23 protein-coding genes are annotated in these 20,865 nt (G+C 67.9%); 3 read left to right on the top strand and 20 right to left on the bottom strand.

Annotated elements, in window-relative coordinates; all coding sequences use genetic code 11:
- Nucleotides 1–6: 6 nt before the first annotated feature.
- The 7 genes from ACFQY2_RS03140 to ACFQY2_RS03110 form a co-directional block, all read right to left on the bottom strand.
- Complete coding sequence (locus ACFQY2_RS03140; protein WP_378744165.1) at nucleotides 7–900, bottom strand: NAD(P)-dependent oxidoreductase; 894 nt, start codon at nucleotides 898–900, stop codon at nucleotides 7–9.
- Nucleotides 893–1,288, bottom strand: coding sequence for a carboxymuconolactone decarboxylase family protein (locus ACFQY2_RS03135; protein WP_378744164.1), 396 nt, complete (start codon nucleotides 1,286–1,288; stop codon nucleotides 893–895). Before ACFQY2_RS03135 ends, ACFQY2_RS03140 begins: the two co-directional genes overlap by 8 nt.
- Nucleotides 1,285–1,683, bottom strand: coding sequence for a cupin domain-containing protein (locus ACFQY2_RS03130; protein ID WP_378744163.1), 399 nt, complete (start codon nucleotides 1,681–1,683; stop codon nucleotides 1,285–1,287). The genes ACFQY2_RS03135 and ACFQY2_RS03130 overlap by 4 nt, the downstream gene beginning before the upstream one ends.
- Nucleotides 1,680–2,588, bottom strand: coding sequence for an NAD(P)-dependent oxidoreductase (locus ACFQY2_RS03125; RefSeq protein ID WP_378744162.1), 909 nt, complete (start codon nucleotides 2,586–2,588; stop codon nucleotides 1,680–1,682). The genes ACFQY2_RS03130 and ACFQY2_RS03125 overlap by 4 nt, the downstream gene beginning before the upstream one ends.
- On the bottom strand, nucleotides 2,585–3,436 hold the full coding sequence (locus ACFQY2_RS03120) for an SDR family NAD(P)-dependent oxidoreductase (protein ID WP_378744161.1): 852 nt from the start codon (nucleotides 3,434–3,436) through the stop codon (nucleotides 2,585–2,587). The genes ACFQY2_RS03125 and ACFQY2_RS03120 overlap by 4 nt, the downstream gene beginning before the upstream one ends.
- A 16-nt stretch (nucleotides 3,437–3,452) precedes the next feature.
- Nucleotides 3,453–4,271 carry an N-acyl homoserine lactonase family protein gene (locus ACFQY2_RS03115; protein WP_378744160.1) on the bottom strand — a complete coding sequence of 273 codons (819 nt, stop codon included), beginning with the start codon at nucleotides 4,269–4,271 and terminating at the stop codon, nucleotides 3,453–3,455.
- Between the two features lie 88 nt (nucleotides 4,272–4,359).
- Complete coding sequence (locus tag ACFQY2_RS03110; RefSeq protein WP_378744159.1) at nucleotides 4,360–5,352, bottom strand: alpha/beta hydrolase; 993 nt, start codon at nucleotides 5,350–5,352, stop codon at nucleotides 4,360–4,362.
- A gap of 144 nt (nucleotides 5,353–5,496) precedes the next feature.
- Between ACFQY2_RS03110 and ACFQY2_RS03105 the strand changes: the two genes are divergently transcribed.
- The gene (locus ACFQY2_RS03105; protein ID WP_378744158.1) at nucleotides 5,497–6,420 is read left to right on the top strand and encodes an MBL fold metallo-hydrolase; all 924 of its coding nucleotides are present in this window, start codon (nucleotides 5,497–5,499) and stop codon (nucleotides 6,418–6,420) included.
- Nucleotides 6,421–6,464: 44 nt separating this feature from the next.
- Here the strand turns inward: ACFQY2_RS03105 and ACFQY2_RS03100 are convergent, their stop codons facing one another.
- The 11 genes from ACFQY2_RS03100 to ACFQY2_RS03050 form a co-directional block, all read right to left on the bottom strand.
- Entirely contained in the window at nucleotides 6,465–7,367 is a 903-nt protein-coding gene (locus tag ACFQY2_RS03100; RefSeq protein ID WP_378744157.1) for a hypothetical protein, read from the bottom strand.
- Nucleotides 7,348–7,734, bottom strand: coding sequence for a carboxymuconolactone decarboxylase family protein (locus tag ACFQY2_RS03095; RefSeq protein ID WP_378744156.1), 387 nt, complete (start codon nucleotides 7,732–7,734; stop codon nucleotides 7,348–7,350). Before ACFQY2_RS03095 ends, ACFQY2_RS03100 begins: the two co-directional genes overlap by 20 nt.
- Nucleotides 7,735–7,793: 59 nt before the next feature.
- Nucleotides 7,794–8,744, bottom strand: a complete 951-nt coding sequence (locus ACFQY2_RS03090; protein WP_378744155.1) for a DUF6282 family protein — start codon at nucleotides 8,742–8,744, stop codon at nucleotides 7,794–7,796.
- A gap of 36 nt (nucleotides 8,745–8,780) precedes the next feature.
- Nucleotides 8,781–9,761: a cyclase family protein gene (locus ACFQY2_RS03085; RefSeq protein ID WP_378744154.1), complete on the bottom strand. Its 981-nt coding sequence runs from the start codon at nucleotides 9,759–9,761 to the stop codon at nucleotides 8,781–8,783.
- Entirely contained in the window at nucleotides 9,758–10,879 is a 1,122-nt protein-coding gene (locus tag ACFQY2_RS03080; RefSeq protein ID WP_378744153.1) for an ABC transporter ATP-binding protein, read from the bottom strand. Before ACFQY2_RS03080 ends, ACFQY2_RS03085 begins: the two co-directional genes overlap by 4 nt.
- Entirely contained in the window at nucleotides 10,876–11,691 is an 816-nt protein-coding gene (locus ACFQY2_RS03075) for an ABC transporter permease (RefSeq protein ID WP_378744152.1), read from the bottom strand. Before ACFQY2_RS03075 ends, ACFQY2_RS03080 begins: the two co-directional genes overlap by 4 nt.
- Nucleotides 11,688–12,626, bottom strand: a complete 939-nt coding sequence (locus ACFQY2_RS03070; protein ID WP_378744151.1) for an ABC transporter permease — start codon at nucleotides 12,624–12,626, stop codon at nucleotides 11,688–11,690. The genes ACFQY2_RS03075 and ACFQY2_RS03070 overlap by 4 nt, the downstream gene beginning before the upstream one ends.
- A complete protein-coding gene (locus ACFQY2_RS03065; RefSeq protein WP_378744150.1) occupies nucleotides 12,623–13,345 on the bottom strand; it encodes an IclR family transcriptional regulator in 723 nt (240 codons plus the stop codon). The genes ACFQY2_RS03070 and ACFQY2_RS03065 overlap by 4 nt, the downstream gene beginning before the upstream one ends.
- Before the next feature lie 80 nt (nucleotides 13,346–13,425).
- On the bottom strand, nucleotides 13,426–14,232 hold the full coding sequence (locus tag ACFQY2_RS03060) for an HpcH/HpaI aldolase/citrate lyase family protein (RefSeq protein WP_378744149.1): 807 nt from the start codon (nucleotides 14,230–14,232) through the stop codon (nucleotides 13,426–13,428).
- Nucleotides 14,233–14,240: 8 nt separating this feature from the next.
- Complete coding sequence (locus ACFQY2_RS03055) at nucleotides 14,241–14,993, bottom strand: SDR family NAD(P)-dependent oxidoreductase (RefSeq protein WP_378744148.1); 753 nt, start codon at nucleotides 14,991–14,993, stop codon at nucleotides 14,241–14,243.
- 132 nt (nucleotides 14,994–15,125) lie between these two features.
- Nucleotides 15,126–16,199 (bottom strand): extracellular solute-binding protein, encoded by a 1,074-nt coding sequence (locus ACFQY2_RS03050; protein ID WP_378744147.1) that lies wholly within the window; start codon nucleotides 16,197–16,199, stop codon nucleotides 15,126–15,128.
- Between the two features lie 449 nt (nucleotides 16,200–16,648).
- Here ACFQY2_RS03050 and ACFQY2_RS03045 point away from each other — a divergent pair, with 449 nt between their 5' ends.
- Nucleotides 16,649–18,187 (top strand): flavin-containing monooxygenase, encoded by a 1,539-nt coding sequence (locus ACFQY2_RS03045; RefSeq protein ID WP_378744146.1) that lies wholly within the window; start codon nucleotides 16,649–16,651, stop codon nucleotides 18,185–18,187.
- A gap of 19 nt (nucleotides 18,188–18,206) precedes the next feature.
- Here ACFQY2_RS03045 and ACFQY2_RS03040 read toward each other — a convergent pair whose 3' ends face one another.
- Both ACFQY2_RS03040 and ACFQY2_RS03035 read right to left on the bottom strand, forming a co-directional pair.
- Nucleotides 18,207–19,337 (bottom strand): aminotransferase class V-fold PLP-dependent enzyme, encoded by a 1,131-nt coding sequence (locus ACFQY2_RS03040; RefSeq protein ID WP_378744145.1) that lies wholly within the window; start codon nucleotides 19,335–19,337, stop codon nucleotides 18,207–18,209.
- Between the two features lie 116 nt (nucleotides 19,338–19,453).
- Nucleotides 19,454–19,807: a MerR family transcriptional regulator gene (locus ACFQY2_RS03035; protein ID WP_378744143.1), complete on the bottom strand. Its 354-nt coding sequence runs from the start codon at nucleotides 19,805–19,807 to the stop codon at nucleotides 19,454–19,456.
- A 91-nt stretch (nucleotides 19,808–19,898) separates the two neighbouring features.
- Between ACFQY2_RS03035 and ACFQY2_RS03030 the strand changes: the two genes are divergently transcribed.
- Nucleotides 19,899–20,807 carry an NAD-dependent epimerase/dehydratase family protein gene (locus ACFQY2_RS03030; RefSeq protein ID WP_378744142.1) on the top strand — a complete coding sequence of 303 codons (909 nt, stop codon included), beginning with the start codon at nucleotides 19,899–19,901 and terminating at the stop codon, nucleotides 20,805–20,807.
- Nucleotides 20,808–20,865: the final 58 nt, after the last annotated feature.

The following is a 20,865-nucleotide window of genomic DNA, read 5'->3' as shown; positions in this document are numbered from 1 at the left end:
GATCCTTCAAAGACTACCGGACTCGTCCTCCTTCGCGATCCAACGGGCGATCTCGGTGTGATCCGCGGCGCCGGGCAGTCCGTCCGCAGCGCGCGCCCACACCTCGACGGCGCCGCCTCCGAGACCGTGGAACGCGCCGACCTGCTCGGCGAGCTGCACAGCGATGCGCATGTCCTTGAGCATCAGGCGCAGTCCGAACCCGGAGTCGAACGACTCGGTCATCACGAAGTCCGGCCACTTCTTCTGTGTCGACCCGCTCCGACCGCTCGAGCTGTTGAAGACGTCCAGCATGACCGCCGGGTCCAGCCCGAACCGAACGCCCGCCGCCATGGCCTCGCCGGTGATCCAGAGGTGAGTGGCCGAGAGCAGATTGTTCAGCGCCTTCAGCGCATGCCCGGCACCGACCGGCCCCACCTCGACGGTGCGTCCCAATGCCTGGAGGAGGTCCCGCGCGCGAGCAGTGTCGGGCGCGTCGCCTCCCACCATGATCGTCAGGCTCGCGTTCTCCGCGCCCGACACCCCGCCGGACACCGGGGCGTCGACGAGGCCGACTCCTCTCGTCGCCAGCCGGCTTGCGAGCTGCTGAGTCCGCGCGGGCTGGGATGAGCTCATGTCCACCAGGAGAAGCCCGGGGGTCAGCACCCCCGCGGATTCCGCGGCGGTGACGACGCTGTCGACGACATCCGAGTCCGGCAGCATCAGGACCAGTGCATCGACCGTTCCTGCCAGAGCGGCGATCTCGTCGTGTGTCGAGGCGCCTGCGGCCTGTGCGCGGGAGCGCGCATCGGGAGAGACGTCCACGGCCTCGACCGAGAACCCGGCGCGCACGAGATTCGCGGCCATCGGAAGCCCCATCCGCCCGAGGCCGACGAAGCCGACGCGCTCGACCCGGTCAGACATCGGCGGAGTATTCGTTCAGCACCTGCTCGGCGATGCGGAACGACTCGAGCGCCGCGGGCACACCGACGTAGATCGCCGTCTGCATGAGAACCGCCTGGATCTCGGCCGGCTCGACGCCGTTGTTCAGTGCGCCACGGACGTGGGTGGCGAACTCGTGATGTCTGTTGAGCGTCGTGAGCATGGCGAGGTTGATCAGGCTGCGAGTCTGCTTGGGCAGCCGTTCGTCGGCCCAGACCGTACCCCAGCAGTACTCGGTGACCAGCTCCTGAATGGGCCGGCCGAACTCCGTCGCACGCTCGAGGGAGGCGTCGACATGCGCGTCTCCCAGAACCTCACGGCGCAGGCGCATCCCGGCCTGCAGCGTCTCCTGGTGCGTCTTCCCGCTCATCGGGTGCCCTCCTCTGTCGGTGATTCGTACTCGTCGTCATCCACCGGCTCGTCCCAGTCGGTGACCCCGAGAGAGATGGCGACGTGGGTCATGAAGGAATCAGGGGCGGCACCGTGCCAATGCCTCTCACCCGGTGGCACCCACACGGTGCTCCCGGCCCGCAGCACCTCGACCGGTCCGCCCGCGCTCTGGACCAGCCCTCGACCGGCGAGCACCTGCAGGATCTGGCCTTCCTCATGGGAGTGCCAGTACGTGCGCGCCCCCGGGGTGAAGTTGACGGTGTTGACGGTGGTGCCGTCGGCGCTGCAGGTGAGATACGAGAAGACATCTCCGGTGAACCGGGAGCCCTTCTTGCCCGCTGTTCCGACCTGGGCCTCGGGAGGCACGATGATCATCGCTGACCCTCTTTCCTGCTGTCTGCGAGTCTGATGCCGCCGGAGATGTCTCCCAGGGCGTCGACGACGGTGTTGCTGATGGAATCGGCGTAGCCGAGGGCGCGGGCCAGACCGAAGCTCGCCATCGGTCCCGCGGAGTTCAGGCTCGCCACCCCGAGCTGTCCGAGCAGCTCCACATAGAGGGTGACGTCCTTGAGCATGAGGGAGTTCGACAGCCCGCCCTCGAGGTAGTCGCCGGTGATGATCCGGGGGAAGCGATTGAGCGTGGCGAAGTTCACCCCCGAGCTGACGTTGAACACGTCGAGCACCGTGGCGAGGTCGAGATCAGCGGCCTTCGCCGCGACCATGACCTCGGCGGTCGCGGCGAGCGCGACCGCGTTGAGGAAGTTGTTCAGCAGCTTCGTCGTGTGTCCGGCGCCGCTCGGTCCGATCAGGAAGATCTGCGTCGCGAACAGCTCGAGTTCCGGCCGCACGATCGCCAGCGCGTCGGCGTCGCCGCCGATCATGAGCGTGAGGGCCCCCTTCTCGGCTGCCGCGGCGCCCCCGGACACACCGGCATCGAGGTAGGCGGCGCCCGACTCCGCGAGACGTGCGGCTATACCGCGAGTCGACTCGGGTGCGGCGGTGCTCAGATCGACCACGACCTGCCCGTCTCGCACCGATTCGGCGAGGCCGCCCTCACCCAGCACGACGCGTTCCACGACCCGGCTGTCCGGCAGCGACATGAAGACGACGTCGCTGGAGGCCACGACCTCCGTGATCGTTCCCGCGGCGACCGCTCCCGCCTGCGCGGCGGCGGAGGGCGAGAGGTCGTACCCGCTGACCTCGCGACCACCGTCGACCAGGCGGCGGGCGATGCGACCACCCATGTTGCCGAGCCCGACGAACCCGATGCGCGCGGTCATGAGAACACCCGGAATCCGGCGTAGAGGTCCTCGTCGACCGCTGCGGTGTCCCACGCGCCTGCGCCCCCGGAGGGGCGGACGGTGTTGACCACCGATGCGCCGCCGTCAGCCGAGTACACCTGGCCCGTGACGTACCCGGCATCCTCGCTGAGCAGGAACGCCGCGACCGCGGCGATCTCCTCCGGGCGCCCGGCCCGTCGCAGCGGGGTCGTCGACGCACGGGCCACCATGTCGTCCTTCCCTCCGGTGGCCTGCCCGGCCGCGCCGAACAACTCCGTGGGGACGATGCCGGGCGCCACCGCGTTGACGCGGATGCCGAGGGGGCCGCCATAGACGGCGGCGGCATGCACGATGCCGACGACGGCGTGTTTGGACACGTGGTAGGCGAAGAGGTCGGAGCTGCCGGTGAGGCTCGCGATCGACGCGGTCAGCACGATGGCGCCCTGCGTGCCCATTTCGAAGAAGTCCCGGAACGCGGCGCGCACGCCGAGGAACTGGCCGTGCACGTTCACCTGCATCACCCGGGCGAACTCCGCGGCCGGCAGATCGGGTAGCGGGGTGAAGTCTCCGAAGATGCCGGCGTTGAGGTGGTGCAGGCTGACCGTGCCGAAGCGCGCTCGGGCTGCTGCCATGTACGCCTCGACGTCGTCCTCCGAGGAGACATCCGCCTGCACGGCGATCGCCGGGCCTCGCAGCTCCGTCGCCGTGCGCTCGGCAGCCTCACCGTCGATGTCGACGGCGACGACGGCGGCGCCCTCCTGCGCGAGTCGGATCGCCGAGGCGCGGCCCAGCCCGCTGCCCGCCCCGGTCACCACGGCGGTCCTGCCGTGGAAGCGTCCTGTGGTCATCTGTGCATCCTCTTTCTCACCCGATCGTCGCAACGAGGTCCTCGAGCCCCGGTATGGGGCTGAATCGCTCCAGCGTTCGGGGGTCGTGGCCGGCGACGAGGTGCTTCGCGCGCCCCGTCGCCAGCAGTTCGTGAATCCGGTCGAAGCCCTCGTACATCTCCACGAGATTCGCCACCGACATGAAGGGCATGTCGCGCTCGATCTCCTCGTAGTAGTGCACGGCGTCGCTCGCCAGCAGTACCGGCCCCTGCGATGTCTGCACGAGCACCGCGGTCTGTCCGGGAGTGTGCCCGCCGATCTCGATCAGCTCGATGCTCGGCGTGAGGATCCGGGTGCCGCTGAAGGTGCTCACGCGGCCTTCGGCGTGCAGCCGACGGAGTTCGGCGAGCTCGACATCCTCCACGGAGTGGTGGAACTGCCGTCGCACAGCGTGCCGTCCGTTCCAGAAGTCGTACTCCCGCTCGGCGATGATGAACTCCGCCCGCGGGAAGAGTCCGAGATTGCCGATGTGGTCGTAGTGCGCATGCGTGATCACCACCTGGGCCACCTCGTCCGGCTCGATTCCCACCCGCGCGAGAATCTCTGCCGGTGTCATCAGGGTGATCCGAGCGCGGTTCGCACCGCCTTGCGGGGAGAAGCCCGTGTCGACCACGACGACGCCGCCCTCGTCTCGGACGATCCAGAAGAAGTAGTCCATGCCGATGTCGGCGTCGTCCTGTCCGTACAGCGGGTAGTTGAGATAGACCTCGCTGCGCCGCCCCACGCGTGTGCCGTATCTGGCGATGATCACCTGCGCACCGGAAGCGTCGGCAGGTGGTGTGGCTTCGGTGCCCATCGCTCTCCCTCGTGCGCTGCGGAACGGACTGCGGATCAGTCCTCTCCTTGATTATATGATCGTCATACAAACTGTCAAACGCTGAATCTCAATCGAGGAATCCGTCCAGGCGGGCGAGCATTTCGTCGCGACCGTGCTGAGGCCGGTCCAGGATGAGGTACTGGGTGCATCCCGCCGCCTCCCACAGCTCGACGGCCTCGGCATGGCAGAGGTCATCCATCAGCACGTCGATGTCCTCCGGCTGGGACAGCTCGTCGTATTCAGGGTTGACGATCAGCACCTTGGCGTAGATCTGGCTGGCATGGAACAGCCGCTGTCCGTGGCCGCCCATGAGGTGCAGGTCGGCGAGCATGCCGTTGGGGCTGCGGTAGGACGGCGGTGTGCGGTCACGCGAGGTCGGGTCCCCATCGAGCAGCGCCTCCTGGAAGGCGGTGAGCATGGCGGGGTCCCGCCACGCGTCCTTGTCCTCGACGGGTATGAGGCGGTTCCAGTGGTTCTCGAGCGCGGAGAGCTCGTTGAACTTGTAGTTGCCGAACACGGCGGGGTTGAGTCGGTAGCGGTGGTCCGGGTCATCCCACCTCTCGAGGTCCTGGAACAGCGGGTTGCCCGCGGCACCGCCGTAGACGATGGCGTAGAAGACCAGGTGACTGACCTTCTCGGGCCGCAGCGCGGCGAACATCCCGGCGCAGGTCGCGCCGATGCCCCAGCCGAGGATGCCGACCCGGTCCTGACCGGTCGTGTCGCGCAGGTGATCGACGGCGGCCTCGAGATCGCGGGTGATCTCGATCGTCCGCACGAGCGGAGCCGTGGCGGTCGGCGGTTCCGACATCGCCGCCGGGCGCTCCGAACGGCCGAATCCGCGCGCATCGAGGATGTAGCAGACGTGCCCGCGTGTCGCGAGATCCTCGGCGAGCGAACCTCCGGGGACGGGCAGGTCGAACTCGCTCAGGCCAGGGATGCTGGTCCCGTGCAGCAGCACCATCGGCGTGCGCGGCGCGGTGCCGGGACGGCGCACCTCGCGGATCGCCACCCTCACCCCGTCGGCGGTCTCCACCGTGAAATCCCTGCGCTCGATCTTCATCTCGGACACCCTTCAACTCGGAGGGACGGCGGTCGCGATGATGCTTGACCGGCACCCCATCGTGCGACACACTAGAAATATGTATGACAGTCGGACAATAACAGGTCGCCTTGAGGAAGGCCAGGACACCCCAGGGCCGCGGCCGTGACGATCGCCCCCTATGCCTTCCCCCGCAGCTCCGGCGAACCGCTGCGCAGCATCCGGATCGGCGACGTCACGGTGCACCCGCTCGTCCAGCTCCACTACCGCGTCGATCCGGAGCGCTTCTTCCCCGGGATCGGGGGATGGTCCATCGACGAGGACGGCTGGTACTGGCGCGCGCCGTATCTGGATTCGGGTGCTCTGGTGATCGACATGGGCGGCTTCCTCGTCCGCACGCGCGACCGTGTCATCGTCATCGACGCCGGCGTCGGCAACGGCAAGACCAGACCCAACCCCAGCTTCCACCGCCGCGACGACGACTGGCTCGGCCTGCTGCCGCAGGTCGGGGTCGCCGTCGAGGATGTCGACACGGTGCTGTTCACGCATCTGCACGTCGACCACGTCGGCTTCGCGACCACCTGGTCCGATGGACGATGGGTGCCCACGTTCCCGAACGCGCGCTACCACACCACTGCCGCCGAGTGGGCGTACTGGACGAGCCCGGCGGCCGCGCCGGAGTTCGATCGGCTGGGCGACTACGTCTCCGACAGCATCCGCCCGCTGCAGACCGCCGGGGTGCTGGAGCTGTCCGCGCCCGACCTCGTCGTCTCCGACGAGGTGCGCCTTGTTCCGGCCTTCGGTCACACGCCCGGCAACGTGTGCGTCGAGGTGCGGTCGCAGGGCATGCGCGCCGTCTTCGCGGGCGACATGATCCACCATCCCCTCCAGCTCGCGTTCCCGCACCGGAGCACCGACTACTGCATCGACGACCAGGCCGCGACCGCGGCACGGCGCGAACTCCTGCACAGCATGGGGCCGCGAGATCTGCTGTTTCCCGCGCACTTCGCCGAGGCGGTTCCGGGCCGGGTGCGCACCGACGCCGCCGGCGCTTACCGGTTCGACCCGCAACCGGGTCGGCCGATCTGACCAGGACGCGCCGGAGTCCTCACCGGGGCGCGTCTTCTTCGGGTTCATGGCATCGGATACTCGTGGGCGTTGAGCACCCATCCCGGCTTGGCCGAGAAATCCAGACGCGGGGGCGCGAAGATGTCGATGAGGTGGTTGCGCCCGGCGGAGATGCCCTGGCTGGTGTGGACCGCCTGTGCGGGGATGACCGTCACCGAGGGCGCGTCGAGCGTCTCGTGCTCGTCCTCGCGCCAGGTGGCCATGTCGGGAGTCCATGGCCAGCGGATGTGGTGCACGAACTCCCCTTCGAGCACCAGCGAGCACTGCTCGAAATCGTCGTGCGAATGGGGGGAGAGGTTTGCCGTGTCTCGCGGCCCGTCGGACGGATCGAAGAAGTTCACCATCAGCGTCGTGCTCCGGTACAGCCGGAACCGCGGGCGCTCCAGCGGAGGCAGTGAGAGGTCGTACACCCGGACGCGGTACCCGCCCACCGGCTCGGGCCAGTCCTCGAGAGGGGCGAGATTGCAGTGCTCCTCGGCGTACGAGTGGGCATTCGCCGCGCGTACGGTCAGGTCATCCGCCCTGCTGGAGAGAAGCCGGATGACCCGGCCCGTTCCTCGCAGGTCGACGGCGCTGTCTCCAGGCGGGACGATGACCAGGCTCCTGCCCGGGACCTCCTCGATCTGCGCGGACGTGCGCACGGTCGCCGTCACCCCGTCGTCGGGCAGGATCAGCATGTACTCGTCCGGCTGATCCGAGCGCTCGAGCGCCGTCTCGCCGTCCAGCTCAGAGAACTCCAGCACGAAGTGCTGTCCGCGCGCGTACCACGTCCGGCGGCCGCCCTCCCGCTCGCGCGGTGGCTGCTGCGAGAAGCGCACGTACTCCGCCGGCGAGAAGGCGGTCGCCGGTGGCACCCGGCTCTCCAGGACCGGCAGCGTGGAGCGAGGGTCATTCGTGCCGTAGGCCATGGTCGGCGTCCTTCCGTGCGGCAGGCTCGTCGTCGTCCAGCATCCCCAACCGCGTCAGCACCGATTCGGCCCGGCGGAACGCCGCCAGGGCGGCGGGTGCGCCGCAATAGGGGGCCACCTGCAGCAGCACCTCCTGGATATCGGAGACCGTGCATCCGTTGCGCGGTGCGGCGGTCAGATGCATCTCGAGCTCCTCGGACCTCAGTGCGGCGAGTATCGCGATGGTGACCAGGCTTCTGGTACGGCGGTCCAGTCCATCCCTCGTCCACACGTCGGCCCAGACCGCTCCCGCCAGCCATTGCTGGACCGGGCGGTTGAAGTCGTCGGCGCCGATGTAGTTGCGGTCGACGAGGTCGTCGCCGAACATCGACCGCCGTACGGCTTCCCCCCCTTGGACAAGGATGTCGTCTGCGGATCTCACGTCGCTCACCCGTTCAGCAGCTGAGCGCCGTTTGTCGCGACCATCCGGTGGACGTCCTCCCCGGGGATGCCGGCGTCCAGCAATCGCCGCGCCATGCGACGGAAGCCCGACACGGGCAGGATGCTGGCGCGCTGGCCGAGGTCGGACGAGAACACCGTCCCGCCCACCCCGCACGCCTCCAGATACGGCATCAGCGCCTCATGCGTGAGGGGCGACTCGGGCCGGCCGACCGCCAGAGCCAGGCAGTGCTCCACGGTGGCGCCTTCGCGCACCCAGCTCGCGGCGCGCTGCGGGGAGGCGCCGATGATGAAGGTCGGATGGCTGACGACGATCCGGTCCACGCCGGCGGCGCGCGCGGCAGGGATCAGCACGTCGATCTCCTCCGCAGGCAGATGCCCAGCGTTGAGCACAGCCCCGTGGGAGCGGATGATCTCGAAGATGTCGTACACCTCCGGCACCAGCGCACCCTCTGCGTCGAGGATCGACAGCGGCTCATGCTCACGCAGCGCGAGGTCGGTGGTCGGGAACCGGCTGTCGTGATGGACGTGATGGAAGTCGATGTGCGCGCGGGAGGAGATCGTCGGGAACCAGACCAGTTTCGCGCCCAGGCTCAGGAACAGCTCGACGGCATAGGGATTGAGTCCGCCCACGGTGCGGTTCAGCGCGACGCCCGAGTACACGTCGATGTCGAGTTCGTCGAGTCCGGCAGGGCCGAGAGCCAGCACGTCTGTCTGCATGGAGGCGTGGTGCGACTTGACGACGATCGCCGAGAAGCCGGCTTCCGCGGCGTCCTGCGCGGCATCGAGGATCCCGATCCGTCGGGGGAACGGGCTCGGCGCCGGATGCACGTGCAGGTCCACGGCGCCGCGCAGCAGCTCGTCGACCTCCGGGTCGTCGGTGAGGCGGTCGGCGTCGATCTCGGCATCGTAGAGGTGGGAAAGTGCGTTGAGCGTCATGCGAGAGTCTCCTGGTTCAGTTGCGGGAGGGCGAGGTCATTTGATGGCCATGGCGTTGGGCGGGGAGCCGACACCACCGATGAGGTTCAGCGGCTTGGCGGTGAGGAGAAAGGCGTACGAGCCGTCCTCCGCGCAGGCACGTGCGAGCTCGTCGAGCTTCCAGAGTTCGCCCAGCATGAGCCCCAGAAGAGGGATCAGACTGCGATGCATCATGCCGTTGTGATCGGGACCCCGCTCTGGCGGTGGGGCGTCTTCGATGACGAACCCGGACGAGCGGTCGATGGGGAAGGCCTCCAGGCCCGGGTTGTCGGCGGCGATCAGGCTGAACCGCCGGTTCCACAGCCACTCGAGCATCTGATCCGACTGATGCAGGCCCGCCGACCCGCGCCGGAGCGCGCGCTCCTCCTGGGTCATGCCGAGATACGCGACGGCCCAGCCGGTGTGCAGCAGCAGGATGTCACCGGGCTCGAAGGCCACCCTCTGATGCTCGGCCGCGGCTTCGAGCACCTCCGGCGTGAACGCGGCGGTGCGGGGCATCTCCTCCCCGCGGTCGCGGAAGAACTTCGGCATATCGAGCAGCACGCCCCGGCCCGCGATGCCGTGCTCGGCGACGTGATGGATGCCCAGGCGCGTCCTGCCCTCGGCGATCTCATCGTCTGCGGCGCCGTCGTAGAAGCCGGCGCTGGGGTGTCGCATATGTCGCAGTCCGTCGATCTGCGAGGTGGACTGCAGATAGAAGGAGTCCAGCCAGTCGTCACGGTGGTTGGGGTTGTTCGCGAAGATGTGATGCTCGGTCGCCGGTCGGGTGCCGGAGATGCTCGGAACGAACGTGTTGATCGGGTAGTCCAGGTTGTACACGGACCCCGTGCGCACCAGCTTCGCCGCTGCTGCCGTGCGAGGCGCGGTCAGGTTGTTGAGCATGCCGAGATCGTCCGGACTGCCGAACGCGCTCCACATCGCTCCCGCCGGCGTCGTGGGTGAGTCCGCGAGCGCCCGGTAGGTCGATTCGACGCTCATGCCGCGACCGTCTCGGCGCGAGCGGCGACGGCGCCCGGCGCATCGAGCTCGGGGGTGACGAACCGCTGGGAGGCAGGTGACCAGGCCGCCCAGGTGCTGTCTCCGGACCGCAGCGCGATCGTGGGATCGGCATCGAGACGAGCCGTGCCCGCCTGCCCGTTGTCGAACCGGAAGTCGACGCGGGTCGAGGAGCCGAGCTGCGACACGTCGACGACCGTGGCCCTCGCCGCGTTCCAGCCGGTCGGGACCGTCTCGCCGACCCGCACGTTCTCGGGACGCACCATCAGCAGGGATCCCGCATGAGCGTCCGCATCGCTGACTCGCAGACGTTCCTCGTTCCAGAGATAGGAACCGTCGGAGGTCAGCGTGCCCGCGAAGACATTCGCCTCGCCGAGGAACTGTGCGACGAATTGGGTGCCGGGGTCGTCATACAGTTCCGTGGGACTGCCCACCCGCTCGATGCGGCCCCGGTTGAACACCGCGATCTTGTCGGACAGGAACATCGCCTCGTCCTGATCGTGCGTGACGAAGACGAACGTGAGCCCGAGTTCGCGATGCAGCTTCTTGATCTCGGCCTGCAGCTGCGCCCGAAGCTTGCGATCCAGCGCTCCCAGCGGTTCATCCAGCAGCAGCACGGACGGCTCGAAGACAGTGGCCCGCGCCAGGGCGACGCGCTGCCGCTGACCTCCGGAGAGCTCCGCGGGCTTGCGGCCCTCGAATCCGGCCAGCCCGAACCGATGGAGCACGTCCTGGACGAGTTCGCGGATGTCTGTCCGTGAACGGCGACGCTGGCGCAGCGGGAAGGCGACGTTGTCGAAGACGCTCATGTGCGGGAAGAGCGCGTAGTCCTGGAACACCATCCCGAAGCTCCGCTTGTTCGGCGGCACGGCCACCAGGTCCCTGTCGTTGACCCGGATGGACCCGGACGTGGGCTGCAGGAACCCCGCGAGGAGGTTGAGGGTCGTCGTCTTGCCCGACCCGCTCGGACCGAGCAGCGTCATGAACTCGCCGGGATTGATGGTGAGGTCGATCGAGTCGACCGCCGGCGCTGACGTGCTGTTGTATCTCAGGACGAGATCCCGGATCTCGATGCGTCCGGCGTGTGGGGTGGTGCTCATCGGTTTCCGCCTTTCGTGGCGTGTTGTCCGCGCCGCAGCCAGACCAGCTGCACGAGGAGCACAGCGGTGCTGACAGCGACGACGAGGATCGTGGATGCGGCGGTGATCGTGGGGTCGGCTTCCTCCACGACGCTGTCGAACATCTTGACGGGGAGGGTGACGACGCCGGGGCCCTGAAGCAGAAGTGCTATCACCAGCTCGTCGAAGGAGGAGACGAATGCGAAGACCGCGCCGGCGATGATGCCGGGGAGGATCAGTGGAAGCGTCACCAGCCGGAATGTCGTGAACGGCGAGGCACCCAGACTCAGGGCCGCCGAGGTCAGTGACCGGTCGTACCCCTGCAGTCGTGCCCAGACCGCGATCACCACGAAGGGGATGGCCAGACAGGTCTGCGCGAACACCAGGCCGTGGATCGTGCCGCTGAGACCGAGTTGCAGGAAGAACGCGTAGGCAGCGAGCGCGATGAGGATGTTGGGGATCGCCAGTGGGGAGACCAGGATCCCGAGTCCCACGATGCGCGCCCTGCGGGTCATGCGGTGGAGAGCGAACGACGCCAGCGTGCCGATGACGAGGGCGAGAGGTGTCACCAGGCCCGACACCTGGAACGAGGTGATGATCGCCCGCTGCCATCCCGCGTCCACGATGAGGTTCTCGTACCAGCGCAACGAGAATCCGGGGGGCGGGAACTGGAAGGTGGTGCCGCTGGACAGACTCATCGGGACGATGAGCACGGCCGGAAGCAGGAGCAGTGCCGACACCAGGATCACGGAGATGCCCAGCGGCGACCAGGGCCGCATCGGTTTCGTGTTCATCTGATGCCTCCCAGGCTGTTGGTTCCGCGCGAGCGGCCTCCCGCTATGAGTCGACTGACCCCCAGCGAGAGCATCGTCACCACGAGCAGGAAGATGCCGATGGCACCCGCCCCGCCGAGATCGAGGATGAGTTGCACCCGCGCCATGATCAGCTGGGCGATCATCGCCTGCTGGGGCGAGCCGAGCATGGCCGGCGTGACGTAGAAGCCGAGCGACAGCACGAAGACGAGGATCAGGCCGGCGGCCAGGCCGGGGGCCGACAGCGGCAGGTAGACGCGGAAGAAGGCCCGCGTGCGTGTGGCCCCCAATCCGACCGCCGCGTCGAGCAGTCTTCTGTCGATCTGACCCAGGCTCGCGTAGAGGGGGAGCACCGCGAACGGCAGGAGAACCTGGGCCATCGCGATGGTCACGCCGAAGGCGGTCCCGATCAGCGGATAGTGGATGCCGAACTGCTGCAGGAACGAGTCGATCACCCCATTGCGCTGGAACAGCGCGAGGAAGACGAAGTTCTTCGCCGTCGCGTTGGTCCAGAACGGGATGAGGACGATCGTGAACAGGATCACGCGGGTGAGCGGGCTGCAGATCGTCATCGCGTAGGCGAAGGGGAACGCCAGGGCGGTGGTGACCACCGCGACGATGAAGGAGACCCAGACGGTGCGCAACAGGATGGCGACGGTGTAGCCGTCGGTGAACATCTTGACGTAGTTGTCGAATCCCGGTTCGGGTTGCGTGAGGCTCAGATACGCGATCTGGACCAGCGGCCAGAAGAACAGCAGGGTGAGTGCGACGGCGGCCGGCAGCATGAGCACCGCGGTCGGGAGCGAAGCGCGCCACCAGGTGCGACGGCGCGGTGCAGAGGGCGTGGAGACCGGGGGCCCGCCGTCGGAGGCGGTTGTCCCGGTGTCGGCCCGTTCGGTCGACAGTTCGGTGGTCATGATGTCTGCAGCTCTCGTGCGGCGGTGACGAGCCGTCGGATCAGGGCATCGTCATCGGTGTCGGGCAGTGAGACGCCGAACCCGAGCACGGCGAGGGTGGCGGCGATGTCTCCGCCGCGCGTGAGCACGGGGACGGCGACGACCTTGAGCGCACCCTCGGCGTAGGTGTGCCGGGCCACGAGTGTCTCCTCGTCCTCGAGCACGTAGGTGCTCACCCCCTCCTGCGCGTGGGGACGTCCGCTGCGTCTGGCCTGAAAGGCGGTGAAGAGCAGGTTCTGGGCGGATTCGGGGCCCAGTGAGCGGCCCACATCGACCGCGACAGACGTGGTCTGACTGGTGTTGCGCTCCACGCGCGCGACGACGGGGGACTGTCCTCCCCACACCCCGAGGACGACGGTCCCGAGTATCTCCGAAGCGAGTTCGCGCATGATGGGTCCGGCGGCATCGACCAGCCCGGAACCGGAGAAGGCGATGGCGCCGAGGCGCACCATCACCGGCCCGAGCACATACTTGGACGACGCGTCCTTGGTGAGCAGGCCGGATTTCTCCATCGATGCCAGGTAGCGGTGCGCCGTCGAGCGTCCGACGCCGAGCACGTCCGCAGCCCGCTGGATGTCCATCGAGGGGGAGTCCGCCGTGATGCATTCCAGCAGCGCCGCGAGGCGCGAGACGACCTGGATGTCGCCGCGGCCGCCGGCCACCTCATTCGTCGTGTTCATGTCGCATGCTCCTTCTCTGTGCGGTCGACCGAGGGCGCCCGCCCGTATCAGCTCGTGTGCGTCGCAGCGCGCCGCGCCTCTCAGCCATGCGCTGCTCCGACCGTCTGCCGGTGCAGCTGATGTCCGAGGGCTGCTGCGGCCTCGCGGAAGATGCTCGCGTCGTTGCTGACCATGACGTACTGGAACCCCCGATCGGCGGCCCTGCTGGCCTGCTCCGGCGTCTGCACGGCAGCACCGCAGGGGATCCCCCTGGCCTCCGCCGCACGCAGCATCCGGTCCACGAGGGCGTCGATGCGCGGGTCCGAGGGCGACAGCCCCGAGGAGAGCGAGAGGTCGCCCGCCCCGAGGAAGACCCCGTTGAGCTCAGGCACCGCGACGATCTCCTCCACCTGCTCGAGGGCGCTCATGTCCTCCAGCTGCACGGCGCGCAGCACGTTCTCGTTGCCGTGCGCCACATACTCGGCCCGCGAGCGCTCGCCCCAGCCACCGGCTCGGGCGGTGCTGCCGAGCCCTCGATCCCCTTCCGGGGAGAAGACCATCTGCGACACCAGCCGACGCACCTCGTCGGCGTTCTGGACGCGGGGGACCTGGATGCCGTCGACCCCGAGGTCGAGCAGGCGCTGCAGATGGCTCTCGCTGCGGTCGGGCACGCGGACGATGACGTGCAGGCCGAGGCCCTGAGCGACGACCGTCGTCCGGTAGGCGGATTCGAGGCTCAACGGCGAGTGCTCCTGGTCGATGACGATGAAGTCGAAGCCCGCCATCGCGATCATCTCCACCGTCTCGAGGCTGGGCAGTTTCACCCAGGTCCCCCATAGGCACTCCGCGGACTCGCGGAGGCGGCGCGCGAATCCGGGGAGGTCGGCACTGGTTCGTGTTCGCATCATGATTCCTCTCACTGGGCCAGATATCCGCCGTCGACGTTCACGACGGCACCGGTGATGCCGCTCGCGCTCGGCGCCGCGAGGAAGGCGATGGTGGCGGCGACTTCATCCGCGGTGGAGAACCGACCGATGGGATGCCGCGCCAGCGACGCCAGGGTGGTGGCCTCCGGGTCAGGGTCGGCTGCGCGGGACTCGGCGGTGAAGTCGGTGTCGATCGCTCCGGGCGCGACCGCGTTGACGCGTACGCCATGCGGGGCCTGCTCGATGGCCTGCTGACGGGTCAGCTGGATGATCGCGCCCTTCGTCATGGCGTAGACCGCCTGTTCGGCGACGCCGATGAAGCCGGAGGTGGAGGCGACATTGACCACGCATCCGCCGGACTCGCGCAGCAGCGGCATCGAGTCCCGGGTGTACGAGAACGCCGACCTCGCGTTGATCTGCATGAGCTCGTCGAAGGCCGTGTCATCCGTATCGATGATGGGCTTGCGCAGGAACCTGCCGGCGTTGTTCACCAGCACATCGAGCCGGCCGAAGCGCTCCCGCACCTCGCGCACTGTGCGCGCCGCGGCGCCGGGCTGGCGCACGTCCTGCTGCAGGGCGAGGACCTCGGGCGCGGACGCCGAGCCGGACTCGAGGTCGGCGACGGCCGGCGAGACGTCGACCGCCACGACCGCGAGTCCCGCGCGGCGCAGGGCGCCGACCGTGGCACGGCCGACACCCCCCGCCGCGCCCGTGACGATCGCCACCCGCTGATCCGCGAGCATCAGCGCACCTGCCAGGCCACGTAGGCTTCGGAAGCCTCCGCCGCGAGGGCGACGGTTCCGATCGACTTCTTCATCTGTGTTCTCCGTCCGTGATCTCTGTGTCTCTGACTGCGCCGACGCGTCCGGGTGGACTCAGCCGACCTGCCACGAGACATAGGCCTCGGATGCGGATCCGATGTTCTCGGCCCACCAGACCGGATCCAGGAGACCCATCCGTCCCTTGTCCTCGTTGAGGAACGGGTTGAAGATCCGGTGCGTGTCGGAGTACTCGATCGACGACAGCTCGATGTCCTCGCGTGCGGGAGTGCCGCCGTTGGTCTCGGCATAGCGGATGATCTGCTCCGGCTGCAGGGCGAACTCGATGGCCTTCGCGGCCTCATCCTTGTTCTTCGATCCGAGCGGGACGAGGAGCGCGTCGAAGTCCCAGGAGGTGTAGTCCCATACCGGCGTGATCGTTCCGCCGCTGTCGTAGATGGTGCCCAGACGCCCGGTCAGCGACAGGGTCATGGTGGCCTGCTTGTCGACGATGTTCTGCTGCAGCGCCGTCAGAGTCGGGGCGAAGATCATGTCGTCCTTGATGGTGTCCAGCTTCGCGATAGCCCGATCGACGTCGAGGGGGTACAGATCCTCCGGCTCGACCCCGTCGGCGACGAGGGCCGCTTCGAAGACGCCACGGGGGTTGCTGCCGTAGACCACGCGCTTGCCGGGGAACGTGTCGACGTCGAAGAAGTCCTCGATCTTGGTCGGCACCTTGTCGGTGTACACCTCGTTGTCGTAGGCGAATGCCGTGCCGTACTTCTGCAGCGGACGCGCGCAGTCGGACGTCGACCCGTCGGGGTAGATGTCTTCCGGGACCGTCTCGAAGTCGAGCTTCTCGAAGAGCTCGCCGCAGTAGCGCGCGGCGATGTGCGACCCCTTGTGGGTGACATCCCAAAGCACGTTCCCCGTCTCGACCATCGTCTGGATCTGGTTCACGGCCGACGGTGATGACACGTTCTCGAACCGCACGCCGGTCTTCTCCGTGTACGGGTCCTGGAACGAGTGCTTCTCCTTCTCGGTCGCCTCTCCACCGGTGGTCTCCCAGGTGAGCACCGTGTCCGATCCCGGGCGCTCATCATCTGCGCCACGCGATTCCGCCGCCGCGCAGGCGGTCAGGGGAAGGGCGGCGACCAGCAACAGCACGATCGCTCTGGGGGTTCGTCTCATTTCCTTGCCTCTCTTGATCGGACCCAGCCGGCGTGCCCTGCGGCGAATGCCGCCGGGCTCTGCGCCGTGTTCTGAGTCCACGGGACGGAATCCGGCAGCACGATGGCGCCGCTGTCCCGCTGGAACGGATGGGTCGTGTTCGCAGCCCGGTGCGCACATGGACGCCCGCCGAAGGCCGACGCTGTGGCGTCGGTGGTTCGGTTCATGGTGTTGCCTCTCTACATCGAGAAAGCTCCGAGCAGGGTCCCGGTCACCTCCGGGCGAGGGTGTTGCGTAATGCGGGATGGGTATCCCTTAATGCGGGTTGGGTGTTAGCGTAAGGCCGAAAACCGCCGAGGTCAACACATTTGACACAAATCGTATGACGATCCTACACTCGCCGTGTCGGCCGCTGACGAGCCGAACGCCCCGGGGACGCGTCGCGTCCCGCTTGGAAGATTGAGAACCGAATGCGCAGCAACGACCATCCTCACCAGCTCGCCACCCCACGGCGGCGACTGCGTGTCGGCATCATCGGGTCCGGGTTCGGCGGGATCGCCCTGGCCGTCAAGCTGAAAGCGAAGACCGATGCCGACATCGTCATCTTCGAGCAGGAGGGCGGCATCGGCGGCACGTGGTGGCAGAACCGTTACCCCGGCTGCGAGGTCGACATCCCCTCGCACGTGTACTCGTTCTCGTTCGTGAAGTGGGACTGGCCGCGTACACACGCCACGCAACCCGAGCTGCAGGACTACGCCGAGCGCGTCGTGGACATGTTCGGACTGCGCGATCACATCCGACTGAACACCAAGGTCGACGACGCCGTCTGGGACGACGAGACCCGCAGCTACACCGTCCGCACGGCGGACGGCGACGAGGAGCGATTCGACTTCGTCGTCTCCTCCGTCGGACTGCTCAACGTGCCTCGATACCCGGACTGGCCCGGTATCGACGACTTCGAAGGGGTGAAGTTCCACACCTCGAGGTGGGAGCACGATCACGACCTCACCGGCAAGCGGGTGGCTGTCGTCGGAACCGGCTCGACGGCCGTGCAGGTGGGTCCCGCCATCGCCCCCATCGCCGGCGAGGTCGCCGTCTATCAGCGCGAGCCCGGATGGATCGAGCCCAAGCACGAGCGCGCGTACACGCCGCGGGAGCGGTGGTTCTACCGGAACGTGCCGTTCGCCCAGCGCATCCATCGTCTCGTGCTGATGGCCAAGGCGAACAGCAGGTTCAAGGCGTACGACTCACGGAGCAGGATGCAGAAGCGGATGCAGCAGCTCTGCCTCGACTTCATCTCGGAGAGCATCCACGACCCCGACGTCCGCGCCAGTGTGACTCCGAACTACGCCTGGGGATGCAAACGGCCCATCGTCGCATCGACGTTCTACCCCTCACTGAACAGACCGAACGTCACGCTGGTCCCCCATGCGGTCACGCGCGTCACCAAGGACGGTCTGATCGATGCGACCGGCGCGGAGCGCAAGATCGACGTGCTGATCATGAGCACGGGCTTCCAGCCCCAGCGCTTCCTCAACAGCATCGAGGTGCACGGACGAGGCGGAAGATCGCTGCACGAGGCATGGGCGCAGCGGGCGACCGCATTCCTCGGGGTCACCGTCCCCGGCTTCCCGAACTTCTTCGTGCTCTACGGACCGAACACCAATGGCGGCACCTCGATCATCGCCCAGCTGGAGCGCCAGGCCGAGCTGGCCGTGAGGGCGATCCGCCGGATCGAGCGGGGAGTGGCCGACGTCGTCGACACCGACCCGTCGATGCTCACCCGGTGGACGAAGTGGATCGATGACCAGCTCGCGACCCACGCGTCCGCGATGAACTCGGGGTGCAACAACTACTACACCAGTGAAGGAGGCGCGAACGTCACCCAGTGGCCGCGAACGCACTGGATCTACTACCTCGCCACGCGTTTCCTCGCGCGCCGCGGTCTCGTGTTCGATGCGGCCGGGTCGGAGAGGCGTCGGGAGGACAGGGTCGGCGCCGCCGCCTGACAGGCGCGTCAGGCAGCCGTCAGGCGCCGATCGCATCGAGGGCGGTGCGGAGACGAGCGACCGTCCCCTCCACGTCGTCGAGCTTGTCCAGACCGAAGAGTCCCACCCGGAAGGTGGAGAACGACTCCGGCTCGCCGCAGTGCAGCGGCACTCCGGCGGCGATCTGCAGCCCGTGCTCGCGGAAGGCGCTCCCCGCCCGCATGCCGGGATCGGTGGTGTGCACGACGACCACACTGGGCGCCGCGAACGCGGCGGCGGCGACCGAGGGCAGACCACGGGACGCCAGCAGCTCCCGCACCCGCGAACCGAGGTCCATCTGCCGCGCGCGGAGGTCGTCGAGCCCGCGATCGCGCGTCTCGATCATCTGAGCGAGATTGTGTGCGATCGAGTCGGTCGGCATCGTCGCGTGGTAGGCGGCGGTGCCGTCACGATAGCCGTCGGAGATGGCGAGCCACCGGTTCAGGTCGAGAGCGAAGCTGGTCGGGGTGCCTGCTGCGACGGCATCCCGACCCTTCTCGCTGAGCATGACGTAGCCGACCCCGGGAGTTCCGCTCCATCCCTTCTGGGGAGCGCTGATGAGCACGTCGACGCCGAGCGCGCGCATGTCGACCCACATGGCGCCCGATGCGATGCAGTCCAGCACGAGGATCCCGCCGCCGGCGTGCACGGCATCGGCGAGCGCACGCACGTAATCGTCTGACAGCAGGATGCCCGCGGCGGTCTCGACATGCGGAGCGAACACGACGTCGGGGCGCTCGGTCCGAATGCTCGCGACGACCTCGTCGATCGGCGCGGGACTCCAGGCCGCCTGCGGGTCGTCGCTGTCCGCGCGCGCGGCGCAGACGGTGACGGCGGATGCGATGGAGCCGGACTCCAGGATCTGCGACCAGCGGAAGGAGAAGAGCCCGTTGCGCACCACGAGCGCGCGGCGTCCCGTGGCGAGGTGTCGGGCGACGGACTCCATGGCGTAGGTGCCGCCGCCGTTGATCACCGCGGCGCTGTCGGCGCCGTAGGCATCGCAGAGAATGCCGAGCGTCTGCTGCATGACGTCGATGAAACGCGTCGACATGTGGTTGAGCGAGCGATCCGTGAAGACGACCGAGTACTCCAGCAGTCCGTCGGGGTCGATGTCAGCGCGAGGAAGGTCCATGCTTCCAGGGTCGCACCCCGGGCACTTCCCCGGTGCGTCGTTTCCACGAAGTGGAAGAACCACGGCTGCGGCCGGGCCCGGGAGGGTCGCTGCGTCCTCCGACCCTCGGCGATCGGCTATCGCTGTCCCGCGGTGTCGATGAACCGGGTGAGCTGGTCGCGGGTGGCGTCGAGGCGTCTGGCCTTGGCATCCATCTCGTCGCGGATCTCGGAGACGCGCTGCATGAGAGCGCCGCAGTCCCCCGCGACCGGGCCCGCCTCGCCTGTGCACGGAAGCACACGCGAGACGAGTTCGGATGGGAACCCGAGTTCGAAGAGGGTACGGATCGTGCTGACCGTCCGTATTGCGTCGACGTCGAACTCCCGGTACCCGTTGGCTCGGCGCTCGGACTTCAGCAGTCCGGTCTGCTCGTAGTAGCGAATCGCCCGCGGGCTCGCACCGGTTTCTCGACTGAGCTCCCCGATCCTCACGGCAGCACACCTCCCGACTTGACCTTGACGTCAGCGTCAGAGTTTACCGTCGAGTCCGAGCGGGCATCGAGCTCGCACGGAAAGGACGGATATGAAGATCTTCCTCACGGGTGGCACAGGATACGTGGGTTCGGTCCTGCTGGAGCATCTGATCGCCGAAGGACACGTCGTCGAAGCGCTCACCCGCAGCGCCGGCGGCGCCGCTCGTCTCATCGAGGCGGGCGCGACGCCGGTGCAGGGCTCGCTGGCGGATGCCGATGTGCTCCGCGCCGCGGCGGCGAGAGCGGATGCCGTGGTCCATGCCGCGTTCGACAGCACCATGTCAGACGACGCGTCGGCGACGGAGCTCATCGCGGTCGGCGCACTCGCGTCCGGTGCGGGTGAGTCGGGGAGTGGAAAGCCGGTGCTGTACACGAGCACGGCGCTTGTCTACGGGGTCGACCCGGACCAGGACCGCCATGAGGAAGCACAGCTTCCCGAGCGCAGCGCTCAGCCGGTCAAAGCCCAGGCGGAACAGACGCTTCTCGCCGCTCCCGGCATCATCCCCATGGTGATGCGTGTCGCGCTCGTGCACGGCCGCGCTGGGTCCGGTCTGCTGACGGCGCTCATCTCACACTCAGCGACCACGGCGACCGCAGCCTACATCGATAACGGCGCGCAGGTCTGGGATGCGATCGACGTCGACGATCTCGCGGATCTCTACGTCGCCGCGCTCACCCAGCCCCGCGCTGGCGTGTACAACGCCAAGGGGGCCCACTCCTTCACGCAGCGCGAACTCGTCGAGGCGATCAGCGCTGTCACGCACGCGCAACCGGTCTCGCTGTCTGCGGAGAACGCGGCCAGCGCGCTCGGCCCCCTCGCACTGATCCTGGGAGCACCCGGCACGCTCGCCGGCGACAAGGCCAGGAGGACTTTCCCGTGGACACCGCTCCGCGGCTCAATCCTGGACGACATCCGGTATGGCAGCTACCGGCACGCGATCGACCAGCCGTCCGAATGACTTTCAGGTCCGATGTTCCTGCCCGCGGATCCGAACAGTACGCGGTGTCCGCCTCCGC

The sequence above is a fragment of the Microbacterium sp. GCM10027623 genome, assembly GCF_042666935.1.
GTDB lineage: Bacteria > Actinomycetota > Actinomycetes > Actinomycetales > Microbacteriaceae > Microbacterium.
This window is presented reverse-complemented; position numbering and strand designations above follow the sequence as displayed.